This window comes from Streptomyces sp. NPDC050508 (genome assembly GCF_040655155.1).
Taxonomy (GTDB): domain Bacteria; phylum Actinomycetota; class Actinomycetes; order Streptomycetales; family Streptomycetaceae; genus Streptomyces.
The window spans coordinates 221,311-234,429 of record NZ_JBFAJJ010000004.1; the positions used below are offsets into that span (position 1 = coordinate 221,311).

A 13,119-nucleotide genomic window follows, 5' to 3' on the forward strand; every position below is an offset into this window, starting at 1 on the left:
CTACACGGCATCCCCCGGCAGGGATCAGCCGCGGGACCAGACGCGCCGCACCTGGAGGGTCGTCCGTTGTTCAGCATCACCGTTCGCGATCACATCATGATCGCCCACAGCTTCCACGGCGAAGTGTTCGGGCCCGCACAGCGGCTGCACGGAGCCACGTTCCTGGTGGACGCCACCTTCCGGCGCGAGCAGCTGGACGACGACAACATCGTCGTCGACATCGGACTGGCCACCCAGGAACTGGGCGCCGTCGTGAGCGAGTTGAACTACAGAAACCTCGACAACGAGCCCGACTTCGCCGGGGTCAACACCTCGACGGAGTTCCTCGCGAAGGTCATCGCCGACCGGCTCGCCGAGCGCATCGAGAAGGGCGCGCTCGGCGAGGGCGCCCGCGGCCTCACCGGCCTCCAGGTCACCCTGCACGAGTCGCACGTCGCCTGGGCGAGCTACGAGCGTGCCCTGTGAACGACGTGACCATCGACCGCGCCCCCTCGCTGGGATTCCTGCCCGCACAGCGCGCGGCCTCCCGGAATGCCGAGATCATCCCCATGTCCCTGCGCACCGTGCACTTCGTGATGCCGGGCGGCGTCGACGACCCGGCCGCACCGAGCGGCGGCAACGCCTACGACCGGCGCGTCAGCCTGGACCTGCCGGGCTTCGGCTGGCAGGTGCTCAAGCACGCCGTGGACGGCGAGTGGCCCCGGCCCCAGGCGGCCGCCCGTGCCGAACTCGCCCGTACGCTGAGCGAGTTGCCGGACGGCGCCGCCGTACTCCTCGACGGGATCGTGGCCTGCGGGGTCCCCGAGATCATCGTCCCGGAGGCCGACCGGCTGAGCCTGGCCGTCCTCGTCCACCTCCCGCTCGGCGACGAGACCGGCCTCGAAGCCGCCGTCGCCGCGGAGCTGGACGCCAAGGAGCGTACGGTCCTGCGCGCGGTGTCGGCCGTCATCGGCACCAGCGAGTGGGCGGTCCGCCGCCTCGTCTCCCACCACGGCCTGGCCCCCGAGCGTGTCCATGTCGCCACCCCCGGCGCCGACATCGCCCCCCTCGCCTCCGGCACCGACGGCGTCTCCCGCCTGCTGTGCGTCGCCGCGGTCACCCCGCGCAAGGGACAGCACCGGCTGGTCGAGTCCCTGGCCGCCGCGGCCGACCTGCCCTGGACCTGCGTCTGCGTCGGCGGCCTCGGCCACGACCCGGAGTACGTCGACCACCTGCGCGGCCTCATCAAGCAGTACGGCCTCCAGGACCGGCTGCACCTCGCGGGCCCGCAGGCCGGCGCCGAACTCGACGCCAGCTACGCCTCCGCCGACCTCATGGTCCTCATGTCGTACGCCGAGACGTACGGCATGGCCGTCACCGAGGCCCTCGCGCGCGGCATCCCCGTGCTGGCCACGGACGTCGGCGGGCTGCCCGAGGCGGTCGGTCGTGCCCCCGACGGAGGGGTGCCCGGCATCCTCGTCCCGCCGGAGGACCCCGCCGCGCTCGCCGTCGAACTGCGCGGCTGGTTCGGCGAGGCCGACGTACGCCGTCGGCTGAAGGCAGCGGCGCGCGGCCGGCGCGCGGCCCTCGACGGCTGGGCCACCACGGCCCGCAGCCTGGCCGGCGTACTCACCCGGCTCCCCAGCGAACCCCGGAGGGCGGCATGAGGGACACGCAGTCCACACGGGCCGCGGGACAGAGCGGCCAGGCCGGACGGATCCCGGCGCAGCCGGGGCCCAGGGGCGTACCGCTGGGCATGCTGGTCGCCCCGGTACAGCCCGACGCGAAGGACCTGACGGCTGGACAGCCGGGGCCGGAGGACATCATGGCGGGAACGGTCCAAGCGGACGCGGGCGAGCAGACGGGGCCCGGTTCCGTGATCCCCGGCGCCGGGCCCGCGACCCGCCCCGGGGAGCGGGCGACCGTACGACTGCGGGACGTCGGCCCCGACGATCCGCCGCGCTACGCGCCCGAGTGGCTGGAGCTGCGGGAGGGCGCCGACGCCGGCGCGCGATCCCCCGAACTGCTCGACCCGCTGCGCATCCGGCTCGCCAACCTGCCCGGCCGGTCCGGAGTCGTCATCCACGACCTGGGCTGCGGCACCGGCTCGATGGGACGCTGGCTCGCCCCCCGCCTCGACGGCGCCCAGCACTGGATCCTGCACGACCGCGACCCCTACCTCCTCCACTTCGCCGCCGTCGCCTCACCGCGCGCAGCCGCCGACGGCAGCCGCGTCACGGTCGAGACCCGGCGTGGCGACGTGGCCCGGCTGACCCCGGACGCGCTGGTCGGCGCCTCGCTGGTGACGGCCTCGGCACTCCTGGACGTCCTCACCCGCGAGGAGGTCGACGCCCTCGTCGCCGCCTGTGTCGGCGCCGGCTGCCCGGCGCTGCTCACCCTGTCGGTGGCGGGCCGGGTCGAACTCACCCCGGCCGACCCGATGGACGAGGAGATCGCCGACGCGTTCAACGCCCACCAGCGGCGCGACGGCCTCCTCGGCCCGGACGCGGTCACCGTCACCTGCGAGGCCTTCGCCGCGCGCGGCGCGACGGTCCGCGTCCACCCGAGCGCCTGGCGCCTCGGCGCCGACGAGTCCGCGCTGACGGCCGAGTGGCTGCGGGGCTGGGTCGGCGCGGCCGTCGAGGAACGTCCCGAGCTGAAGGAACGCGCCGGCCAGTATCTGGAACGGCGCCTCGTGGCTTGCGCGGCAGGCGAGTTGAGTGTGCTGGTCCACCACAGCGACCTGCTGGCGCTGGCCCGCCCGACAGGGGGCACGTCATGAGCGTCGAGACGATGCGCACGGTCGCACCGAGGCCGAGCACCAGGACACGCAGGGTGCGCGTGGACCGGTCCACACCGGTCGCCCTCGCAGTCCGTACCGAGACCGCGGTGGAAGAGGTACGCCGTCCCAAGCACACCCCGCCGCTGCACAGTTCGGCCGTCTCCGGCGACCGCATCGGGGTGATCGTCTCCGCACCGCGCCCCGGCACCGACCGCGCCTCCGGCGCCCGCCGCGCCCTGAGCGCGATCCTGAACCGGGTGAACTCCCGCGCGGTACGCACCCACTTCGGCACGGTCGCCGGCGTCACCATCCTCGGCGTCCTGCTCTGGCGCCTGGGCACCGGCGTCTTCCTGGACGGCCTGCGCCGCATCGACGTACCGACGCTGCTGATCGGGCTCGCCATCGGCGTGGTCACGACGGTGTTCAGCGCCTGGCGCTGGGCCCTGGTGGCGCGCGGCCTGCGCATCAAGCTGCCGCTCGGCCCGGCCGTCGCCGACTACTACCGCGCCCTGTTCCTGAACGCGGCCCTGCCCGGCGGCATCCTCGGCGACGTGCACCGCGCGGTACGGCACGGACAGAGCGCCGGTGACATGGGCCGCGCCGTACGGGCCGTCGTCCTGGAACGCGTCGCGGGCCAGATCGCGCTGGCCGTCGTAGGGGTGACGGTCCTGCTGGGCCTGGACTCCCCGGTGATGGCCGACGCCCGCAGTGTCGCCCCGCTCGTCCTGCTCGCCGCCGTCGGAGCGCTGGCGGTCGTGGCCGCCGTACGGATGAACCGTCCGCCCGCCGTCACCCGCCGCGGTCGCGCGCTGCGCACCACCCTCGACGAGGTGCGCGCCGGACTGTTCTCCCGCGCCAACTGGCCCGGCGTCGCCTTCTCCTCGCTCGTCATCCTCGCCGGCCACCTCGCGATGTTCGTGGTCGCCGCCCGCGCCGCCGGCTCCGCGGCCACCGTCGCCCAGCTGCTCCCGATCGCGATCCTCGCGCTCGTCGCCATGGGTCTGCCGCTGAACGTCGGCGGCTGGGGCCCCCGTGAGGGCGTCACCGCCTGGGCGTTCGGCGCCGCGGGCCTCGGCGCGACCAGCGGACTGTCCGTCTCCGTGATCTACGGCGTCCTCAGCTTCGCCGCCGCCGCGCCCGGCCTGCTGGTCCTGGTCGCCCGCTGGTACACGGGTCTGCGTACCGCCGGGCCCGGCACCGCCGCATCGGACCCGGCACCCGCTCAGGCCTCGGTCTCCGCGGTCAGCATCGAGAAATACGCGCCGAAGGAATCCGCCAGGCTCGCCAGCAGTGCCTTCCCCTTTTCCGCCGAGCCGAGGGACGGGCGCCCGATGACGCCCGACTCGGTATAGCCGGACATACCGAGCGTCAGGAGATGGCGACGGTCGTCGGCGACGAAATCGGAGGTCTCATAACCGGGACGGATCAATTCGGGATGAGCGTGCAGAAGAATGGAGGTCTCGATTTCCCCCGCATGCATATCGGTGAGCAGCGAGGTCAGCACCCCGGCCCGCTCCAGCGCCGTCTCCCAGTCCTCCGCGGCAGGGAACAGCGCCATCCGCTCACCGCGGGCGGAGGACTCCTGAACGACGTTGCCCAGTACGTAGTTTCCGCCGTGACCGTTGACCACCACCAGGGTCTCGACCCCCGAGCGGCGGAGCGAGTCCGCGATGTCCCGCACCACCGCATGAAGGGTCACGGAAGAGATGCTGACGGTCCCCGGCCAGGCCGCGTGCTCGTGCGAGCAGGCCATCGTCACCGGCGGGAGGAGATGCACCGGATACGCCTCGGCGATCTCCCGGGCCACGGCACAGGCGACCAACGTGTCGGTCGCCAGCGGAAGATACGGGCCGTGCTGCTCGAAACTGCCGACCGGAAGGACGGCGACCTGTGCTGAGACACCTGCCCCCCTAGACCGTACGTCCTCCGTGGTGTCCGCCGGCACCAGTCCGTATGCCGCCGTCCGTGAGCCCGAACCATTCATTGTTTCACGGCCTTTCGTCTCTGCTTAGGAACCAGATCATGACAGAAAACATTGGCGTACTCGGCAAGCAGAAGTCCGCGCAGCCCAGGGGCGCGGAACGCGTCGTGAATGCTCCCTTGCCCACCGTGTACGGCAAATTCCAGGCGGTCGGCTACCTGGACCACGACCGCGGTGACGAGCAAGTGGCCCTGGTCTACGGCGACATCGGCACGGACGACGTACTCACCCGACTGCACTCGGAGTGCCTGACGGGTGACGCCTTCGGCTCCCAGCACTGCGAGTGCGGCGACCAGTTGGACGCCGCGATGCGGGCCGTGGTCGCCGAAGGCCGGGGCATCGTCGTCTACTTGAGAGGGCACGAGGGCCGCGGCATAGGCCTGCTCGCCAAGCTGCGCGCGATGGCCCTGCAGGCCGAGGGCCTGGACACGGTCGAGGCGAACCTCGCCCTCGGCCTGCCGGTCGACGCCCGCGACTACGGCGTCGCCGCCGAGATCCTGCACGACCTGGGCGTCCGCTCGGTCCGCCTGCTCTCCAACAACCCGCGCAAACGCGAGGCGTTGCTGGAACACGGCATCAAAGTCTCCGAAGAGGTACCGCTGTTGATCCCGCCGTGCGAGAACAACATCACCTATCTCCGTACGAAGCGGGAGCGCCTCGACCACCACCTGCCCCATTTGGACGCGGTGGCGCACTGGTCCTGATTCCGGTGAGCGGAGTCCGGATAGGAAGAGGGAATGACCGACGACGTCCTCTTCCTCTCCGGCGACCGGATCAGGCACCTGCTCGACGCCGATACGGCCATCGCCTCGCAGCGCGCGGCCTTCACCGCGCTCGGTGCCGGCGAGGCCGACCTGCCCGGCAAGATCATGCACCCGAGCCGCTTCGACGACAGTGTCGTCTTCGCCTATGTCTCCCGGCTGTCGGCGGACACCGGGGCGGTGGCGAAGTTCGGCAGCGTCAACCCCGCCAACGCGCGCGCCGGACTGCCCACCGTCCACGCGGTGATCAGCGCCCTGGACCGGTCCACTGGACAGCTGGTAGCGGTCATGGACGGCACGGCGGTGACGACCCTGCGCACGGCCGCGGGCAGCGCCGTCGCCGTCGACGCCCTGGCCACTCCCGACGCCGCGCACCTCGCCGTCCTCGGCTCGGGCACCCAGGCACTCGCCCATGTCCGCGCGATCGCCCGGGTCCGTGACCTGAAGTCCGTACGCCTGTGGAGCCCGACCCCCGAGCGCCGCGCTCGCGCCGCCGACACCCTGGCCGCCGAACTGCCCTTCCCCGTCGAGGCGATGGCCACCGCGGAGGCAGCCGTCACCGGCGCCTCCGTGATCGCGACCTGCACGCTCAGCACCACACCCGTGGTGCACGGCGCATGGCTCACACCCGGCTGCACGGTCGTCAGCGTCGGCTCGTTCGAACCCACCCGCCGCGAGGTCGACTTGGAGGTCCTACGGCGATCGGCGGCCGTAGTGGTCGACGACCCGGAGACGGCCGCGGAGCACGCCGGGCCGATCGTCGACGCCCTGCGCGACGGCCTGTTCACCTACGACGACCTGATCCCGCTCGGCGCCGTACTCACCGGCCGCCGCGGCGCACGCACCCGACCCGACGACATCGTCCACTACAACAGCGTCGGACTCGGCATCCAGGACGCCGCAGCGGCCTGGGCCGTCATCGACGCGGCCAAGAAGGAGCGCCCGTGAAGCGTCAGGCTGAGGTCGTCGTCATCGGCGGCGGGGTCATCGGTACCAGCATCACCTACCATCTCGCCCGCGCGGGCGTCCGAGACGTCATCCTGGTCGAACGGGACGAACTCGCCGCCGGTTCCACCTCCAAGGCGGCCGGCGGAGTGCGGGCGCAGTTCTCCGACGGGCTCAACGTGCAGCTGGGCGCCCGCAGTCTGAAGGCCTTCGCCCGCTTCGAGGAGGACACCGGGTACGACATCGGGTTACATCGCGTCGGCTATCTGTTCCTGCTGTCCACACCCGAGGACGTCGCGTCCTTCGAGGCGGGCGTTCGGCTACAGAACTCCCTCAACGTGCCCAGCCGCATGATCGACCCCGCCGAAGCCCGCCGCCTCTCCCCGCTGATCAGCACCGAAGGCCTGCTCGCCGCCGCCTACTCGCCCGACGACGGCCACTGCACCCCCGAGGCGGTAGTCCATGGCTACGCGTCCGCCGCCCGCGCTCACGGCGCGACGATCCTGCGCCACACCGACGTCACCGGCATCGAGACACACGGCGACACCATCACCGCGGTGGTGACGACCCTGGGCCGCATCGACACCCACTCGGTGATCTGCGCTGCGGGCGCCTGGTCGAAGGCGATCGGCGCGATGGCGGGCGTGGACCTCCCCGTACAGCCGCTGCGCCGCCAGATCGCGGTCACGGAACCGGTGACGGGACTGCCGCCGAACCTCCCCATGACGATCGACTTCACCACCAGCCTCTACTTCCACACCGAGGGCCCCGGCCTCCTCGTCGGCATGTCCGACCCCGACGAGCGTCCCGGCTTCGCCACCGACACCCACGACCGCTGGATCCCCCGCCTCGCCGAGGCCATGCGACTGCGCGCCCCCGACCTCCTCGACCTGCGGCGCACCGGCGGCTGGGCGGGCCTGTACGAGAACACCCCGGACCACAACGCCCTGATCGGCGAGGCCACTTCGGTCTCCCGCTTCCTCTACGCGACCGGCTTCTCCGGCCACGGTTTCCTCCAGGGACCGGCCGTCGGCGAGGTCGTCCGCGACCTGTACCTCGGCCACGTACCCTTCGTGGACGTCAGCCCCCTGAGCGCCGGCCGGTTCGCGGCCGACGCCCCGCGTCCGGAGGTCAACCTGGTATGACCGAGCTCCATCTGTGGCTGCGCCACGAGCCCCGAACGACCGAACGCCGCACCCCGGTCGTCCCCTCCGACGCCCGCCGACTCGTCGAGAGCGGGGTGACCCTCACGATCGAGGAGTCCCCGCAACGGATCTTCCCGATCGAGGAGTACGAGGCGGTCGGCGCCCGGGTGACGCCCGCAGGTTCCTGGGTGTCGGCGCCGAAGGACGCGGTGATCCTCGGCCTCAAGGAACTCCCGGACGAACCGTACGAGTTGACGCACCGTCACATCTTCTTCGGGCACGCCTACAAGGGCCAGCCAGGGGCGACGGACCTGCTGGGCCGATTCGCGGCCGGCGGAGGGGCGCTGCTCGACCTGGAATACCTGGTGGACGACGACGGACGCCGACTCGCCGCGTTCGGTTTCTGGGCGGGCTACCTGGGCGCGGCGCTGGCCGTGCTCCAGCACCGGGGCCGCCTCGTCGCGCCGCTGACGCCCACCTCGAAGGAGGAGCTGGACAGGACGCTCCAACCCGCCGCCGGGGACGCGGAGTTCAGCGCACTGGTGATCGGCGCGCTCGGCCGCAGCGGCCGGGGAGCGCGCGTGGCCTTCTCCGCGGCGGGTGTCGAACCGACCTGTTGGGACCTGCCGGAGACCCAGAACCTGGACCGCCCGGCCCTGTTGGCCCACGACGTCCTGGTCAACTGCGTTTTGGCTACGACCCCCGTCCCGCCCTTCCTCCGCGAGGAGGACCTCGACGACCCGACCCGCCGGCTCCGCACCGTCTCCGACGTCACCTGCGACGTGGGCTCACCCCTCAACGTGCTGCCGGTCTACGACCGTACGACCGAATGGACGGACCCGGTACGGCAGTTGCACGAGCGGCCCCCGCTCGACCTCATCGCGATCGACAACCTGCCGTCCCTCCTGCCGAGGGAGTCCAGCACCGACTTCTCGGCCGCGCTGCTGCCCCAGCTGCTGGACTTCGGAACGGGCGGGGCGTGGGCGCGCTGCCAGGACCTGTTCCGCACGAAGTGCCGTGAACTCGGCATCGACACCGGTGTCGCCGTCGTGGAAGGGGAGTTGGGCCATGTCTGACGTGGTGCGCGCGAGCGGTACCGTCCACTGGATCGGCGCCGGACTGTCCACGGGCAGCGGTCTCGCCCTGCTCTGCGACAGCGCCGAGCGGGTACGACTGTGGCACCGCACCGAGGAGCGTGCGGCACAGGCCCTCGACCACCTGGGCCTGACGGGACGCGCCGAACCACATGCGTTCACCCTCGACGCGCTCACGGCCGAACTGGCGCCCGGAGACGTCGTGGTGTCCATGCTGCCCGCGCCCGAACACACCGCGCTGCTGGCCGTCTGCGTACGGCGGCAGGCACACTTCGCCTGCTCCAGCTACGTCTCGGACGCCGTCCTGGAACAGGTACCGGCGGCCGAGAAGGCAGGGATCGTCGTCCTCACCGAGGCCGGTCTCGACCCCGGCATCGACCACCTCTTCGCCCACAGCCTCGTCGCCCGCGCCCGGGAGGCGATCGGCGCTGCGGCCACCTACCGCTTCACCTCGTACTGCGGCGGTGTCCCCGCGGTACCCAACGACTTCCGGTACCGCTTCAGTTGGGCGCCGGCCGGAGTGCTGGGCGCGCTGCGCTCGCCCGCGCGATACCTGGAGGACGGCGCGGAGACCACGGCCGGCCGGCCCTGGGAGGCGACCCGGCCGCATGTCGTGGACGGCGAGACCTTCGAGGTCTATCCGAACCGGGACAGCGTGCCGTTCATCGAGCAGTACGGGCTCCCGGCGGGCTGGAAGCCGCGGACGTTCGTGCGGGGCACGCTGCGTCTTGAGGGCTGGTTGCGGGCCTGGGACGCGGTGTTCGAGGAACTGAAGGCGGGCGACGACACCCGGATCGCCGCGCTGGCAAGGGAGTTGGCGGCGACTTACCCCACCACGGACGCCGACCACGACCGTGTCGTCCTCGCGGTGTCCCTGGATGTCCGGGGAGACACGGGCGAGACCTGGTCCGGCAGCTACCTCCTCGACCTGGTCGGTGACGAGGAGGAGAGCGCGATGGCCCGCTGTGTCTCCCGTCCGCTCTCCCTCGCCGTCCGCCACATCCTGTCCGACGACCTGCCGTCCGGCCTGAACCGGGCGGCGGAGACGTTGGAACGGTCCCGGGAGTGGCTGAGCGAACTGGCGGGGGAGGGGCTGGAGTTCACACTGCGAGTTGATCAGTAGCAGTAGCAGGGGGAGAGGCCGAGCCTCAGTCCGTGACCGCCTCGTGCACCAGCTGCTTCAGCTCGGGGATGATCTTCAGGGAGGACTTCGGCCGCAGCTGTGTCATGAACTGCACGGTCAGGTCCCGGCTCGGGTCAACCCAGAACGTCGTCGTCGCCGCGCCGCTCCACCCGAACGTGCCCAGTCCCGTGGGGGACTGGGTGCGCTCGGGGTCGACGACGACGGAGACGCTGAGGCCGAAGCCGATGCCGTCGTTGCCCGGTTCCTGGTGCGCGGGGCTGCCGAAGGCGCGCATGTCGGCGCCGCCGGGGAGGTGGTTGCTGGTCATGAGGTCGACCGTCTCGGGGGACAGCAGCCGGGTGCCGTCGAGTTCGCCCCGGCGCCGCAGGAACTCCGCGAACCGGTGCACGTCGTACGCGCTCGCCGCCATCCCCCCGCTCCCCGACAGGAACCGCGGCCGGCCGCCCCGCAGCGGCAGCCCGGCGATCGGCTCGATACCGCCGCCGTCGGAGTCGCCGTACAACTCGGATAGCCGGTCGGCCTTTTCGTCGGGGACCTGGAAGCCGGCGTCCGGCATCCCGAGCGGCCGGAAGATCCGCTCGGCGAAGAACTCGTCGAGCCGCTGCCCGGACACCACCTCGACGACCCGGCCCAGCACGTTCGAGGCGACGGAGTAGTTCCACTGCGTGCCCGGCTCGAACTGCAGCGGCAGACTCGCGTAGATGTCGATCGTCTCGGCGAGGTTCGCGCCGGGCGGCACGGACGACTCCAGGTGCGCGTCCCGGTAGAGGGCGTCGACCGGGTGGGAGTGGTAGAAGGCGAAGGTCAGGCCCGAGGTGTGGGTCATCAGGTGCCGGATCAGCATCGGCTGTTCCACCGGCCGCGTCCTGACGTCGGCGCCGGAACCGCTGTCGTAGACCCGCATGTCGGCGAAGGCCGGCAGGTGACGGCCGACCGGGTCGTCCAGGGAGAGCTTGCCCTCCTCCATCAGGATCAGCGCGGCGACCGCGGTGACCGGCTTCGTCATGGAGTAGATCCGGTACAGCGTGTCCGGTGCGACGGGGAGTCGGGCCGCGACATCGCGGTACCCGTGGGTGGTGAGGTGGGCGACACGGCCGCGGCGGGCCACGGACACCAGGAAGCCCGGCAGGCGCTCCACGTCGACGTAGTGGGCGAAGTGCTGGTCCAGGCGGTCCAACGCCTTGTGATCCAGTCCGACCTCGTCCGGGTCGACCTCTTGTCGCAGCTGTGCCATGGCTCTCCTCCGAATTGCGTTCACGAGGTGGGGTCCCGCATACCCGGCCCCGGACACCTCGGAACTCATCGTCGCGCAGGAACACCTGCGCGGTCTCCTGTAACGGGGGGATGTGTGAGCGACGCGACTGTCCGACCGGGCAGTACGAGACACGTGAGAGCACCGGTCAGGGCCACCGCTGCGAGGACACCGAGCGCCCACTCCCGGCCGCTCGCGGCCATCAGCGCGCTGCCCGCGGCGACGCCCAGCGTCGGACCCACGTGCACCGCGGTCTGCTTGAGCCCGCCGGCCACCCCGGCCGACTCCACGGCCGCCTCCCGCACGACCACTTGGGTCGCCGCCACCAGGACCGTTCCAAACCCGGCCCCGAGCAGGGCGAAACCCCCGCATACCGCGACTGCGCCGGAGGCCCGGGACAACACGAGAACAGCCAGGGCTACGACCGTCATCGCCACGCCGGCCGTACGACGCGCCCCGACGCGGCGCAGCACCACGGCGGTCGCGGGTGCCGCGAGGACCATCGCGGCGGCCAATGGCAGGCCTCGGAGGGCGCTTTGGAACGGGCCAAGTCCCATCGTGTCCTGCAGGAAATAGGTGACGACGAACAGCGTCCCGGAGAAGGCGGCCGACGCCGCGAGCAGCATCCCGAGCGCCCCGCGGATCGCCGCCGAGCCGATGACGTCCGGTGGCAGGAGCGGATGTGCGGTACGACGTTCATGGCGTACGAAGGCGAGGCCTGCCAGCGCAGACACGGCCAGCCCGGCGGCCGAACCGGGGAGGTCCACCAGCGCCTGGATGAGAGAGGCGAGGGAGAGCGCGAGGAGCAGGGCGCCCGGCAGGTCGAATTGGACCGCTGATGCTCTTTTTCGGTGAGGCTCTCGCACGGTGAGCGCGAGCACGCCGAACACGAGCGAGGGCACGACGTTGAGGAAGAACACGGCCCGCCAGCCCACCGCGGTCACCAACGCCCCGCCCACCAGCGGTCCGACGGCTGCCGCGAGACCGATCACGCTCGTCCGTACGGCGATGGGCATGCCGAGCCGGTCGGGCGGGAACGCGGCCCGCAGCATGCCGAGCGTCGCCGGCTGGAGCAGCGCGCCGAACACGCCCTGGACGACCCGCAGTCCGATCACCCAGCCGACCCCGGGCGCCAGACCGATCCCGGCCGAGGCGACACCGAAGCCGAGCATGCCGAGCCCGAACACCCGCTGATGCCCGTACCGGTCACCGATCCGCCCGGCCGACACCAACAGGCTCGCCACGGCGACCAGATAGGCGGTGCTCGTCCACTGGACCTGCGCCAACGACGCCCCCAACTCCCGCTGCAGCGTGGGCTGCACGACGGTCAGCACGGTCCCGTCCAGCGCGACGATCGCCGCGCCCGCCACACTGCTCGCCAGCACGAGCCGCCGATGCATGCGATGCCCTGTCGGATGTGCTGTCATACGGCGGCCTCCGGACCGAGGTGCGCGTCGAGGACGGACCGCAGCAGGGGTGCGAAGTCGTCGGCGCCGGTGGCGAGTTGGAGGCTGCCCCAGCGCCACAGCTGGGCGACGCCGTGCAGGTTCGCCCACAGCGTGCCCGCGACCAGGCGGGCGTCCAGGTCGGGACGGGCCCGGCCGACAAGGTCCACCAGGACGCCGAACAACGGCAGGCTGGTGCCCCGCAGCCCCAAGTGGCCACTCTCCAGCAGATCGTGACGGAACATCAACTCGTACATGCCGGAGTTGTCGAGCGCGAACTCCAGATAGACGCGCCCCAACGCCGTCAGCTGCGCCCGCGGACTCGCCGTACCGTCACCGATCACCCCTGTCGCCCGCTCGCCCAAGGCGGCGAAGCCGCGCCGCGCGATGGCGGACAGCAGCTCCAGGTGGGTGGGGAAGTAACGGCGCGGCGCCCCGTGCGAGACACCGGCCCGCCGGGCGATCTCGCGCAGGGTGAGGGCCTGCGCCCCCTCGCGGGCCACCAGTGCCACGCCGACGTCGACCAGGCGGTCGCGTAGTCCCACGTCCGGTTCACTCATGCTCATAGACACTGTCTACCAAGACTTAGTA

The 13,119-nt window shown here is 71.8% G+C and carries 12 protein-coding genes and 1 pseudogene; 9 read left to right on the forward strand and 4 right to left on the reverse strand.

Annotated elements, in window-relative coordinates:
• The first annotated feature begins 66 nt into the window (after nucleotides 1-66).
• The 4 genes and pseudogenes from AB0I69_RS13420 to AB0I69_RS13435 form a co-directional block, all read left to right on the forward strand.
• Nucleotides 67-465 carry a 6-carboxytetrahydropterin synthase gene (locus AB0I69_RS13420; RefSeq protein WP_019059043.1) on the forward strand — a complete coding sequence of 133 codons (399 nt, stop codon included), beginning with the start codon at nucleotides 67-69 and terminating at the stop codon, nucleotides 463-465.
• The gene (locus AB0I69_RS13425; protein WP_363095757.1) at nucleotides 462-1,646 is read left to right on the forward strand and encodes a glycosyltransferase family 4 protein; all 1,185 of its coding nucleotides are present in this window, start codon (nucleotides 462-464) and stop codon (nucleotides 1,644-1,646) included. Before AB0I69_RS13420 ends, AB0I69_RS13425 begins: the two co-directional genes overlap by 4 nt.
• Before the next feature lie 158 nt (nucleotides 1,647-1,804).
• Entirely contained in the window at nucleotides 1,805-2,761 is a 957-nt protein-coding gene (locus tag AB0I69_RS13430) for a trans-aconitate methyltransferase (protein ID WP_363096134.1), read from the forward strand.
• An 11-nt stretch (nucleotides 2,762-2,772) separates the two neighbouring features.
• Nucleotides 2,773-3,831, forward strand: a pseudogene (locus AB0I69_RS13435) (lysylphosphatidylglycerol synthase transmembrane domain-containing protein); the annotation flags it as partial.
• A 152-nt stretch (nucleotides 3,832-3,983) separates the two neighbouring features.
• On the opposite strand, the gene AB0I69_RS13440 reads toward AB0I69_RS13435, so the two are convergent.
• On the reverse strand, nucleotides 3,984-4,745 hold the full coding sequence (locus tag AB0I69_RS13440) for a creatininase family protein (RefSeq protein WP_363095758.1): 762 nt from the start codon (nucleotides 4,743-4,745) through the stop codon (nucleotides 3,984-3,986).
• Nucleotides 4,746-4,783: 38 nt separating this feature from the next.
• Between AB0I69_RS13440 and ribA the strand changes: the two genes are divergently transcribed.
• Genes ribA through AB0I69_RS13465 form a run of 5 tightly spaced genes read left to right on the forward strand, consistent with a single transcriptional unit; the run spans nucleotide 4,784 to nucleotide 9,810 of the window.
• A complete protein-coding gene (ribA, locus tag AB0I69_RS13445; RefSeq protein WP_363095759.1) occupies nucleotides 4,784-5,446 on the forward strand; it encodes a GTP cyclohydrolase II in 663 nt (220 codons plus the stop codon).
• 33 nt (nucleotides 5,447-5,479) lie between these two features.
• Entirely contained in the window at nucleotides 5,480-6,451 is a 972-nt protein-coding gene (locus tag AB0I69_RS13450) for an ornithine cyclodeaminase family protein (protein ID WP_363095760.1), read from the forward strand.
• Nucleotides 6,448-7,593: an FAD-binding oxidoreductase gene (locus AB0I69_RS13455; protein WP_363095761.1), complete on the forward strand. Its 1,146-nt coding sequence runs from the start codon at nucleotides 6,448-6,450 to the stop codon at nucleotides 7,591-7,593. The genes AB0I69_RS13450 and AB0I69_RS13455 overlap by 4 nt, the downstream gene beginning before the upstream one ends.
• A complete protein-coding gene (locus AB0I69_RS13460; protein WP_363095762.1) occupies nucleotides 7,590-8,669 on the forward strand; it encodes a saccharopine dehydrogenase in 1,080 nt (359 codons plus the stop codon). The genes AB0I69_RS13455 and AB0I69_RS13460 overlap by 4 nt, the downstream gene beginning before the upstream one ends.
• Nucleotides 8,662-9,810, forward strand: a complete 1,149-nt coding sequence (locus AB0I69_RS13465; protein ID WP_363095763.1) for a saccharopine dehydrogenase family protein — start codon at nucleotides 8,662-8,664, stop codon at nucleotides 9,808-9,810. Before AB0I69_RS13460 ends, AB0I69_RS13465 begins: the two co-directional genes overlap by 8 nt.
• Before the next feature lie 25 nt (nucleotides 9,811-9,835).
• On the opposite strand, the gene AB0I69_RS13470 is transcribed toward AB0I69_RS13465, so the two are convergent.
• The 3 genes from AB0I69_RS13470 to AB0I69_RS13480 form a co-directional block, all read right to left on the reverse strand.
• On the reverse strand, nucleotides 9,836-11,065 hold the full coding sequence (locus AB0I69_RS13470) for a serine hydrolase domain-containing protein (protein WP_363095764.1): 1,230 nt from the start codon (nucleotides 11,063-11,065) through the stop codon (nucleotides 9,836-9,838).
• 65 nt (nucleotides 11,066-11,130) lie between these two features.
• Entirely contained in the window at nucleotides 11,131-12,483 is a 1,353-nt protein-coding gene (locus AB0I69_RS13475; protein WP_363096135.1) for an MFS transporter, read from the reverse strand.
• 23 nt (nucleotides 12,484-12,506) lie between these two features.
• The gene (locus AB0I69_RS13480; protein ID WP_363095765.1) at nucleotides 12,507-13,094 is read right to left on the reverse strand and encodes a TetR/AcrR family transcriptional regulator; all 588 of its coding nucleotides are present in this window, start codon (nucleotides 13,092-13,094) and stop codon (nucleotides 12,507-12,509) included.
• Between the last annotated feature and the right edge of the window lie 25 nt (nucleotides 13,095-13,119).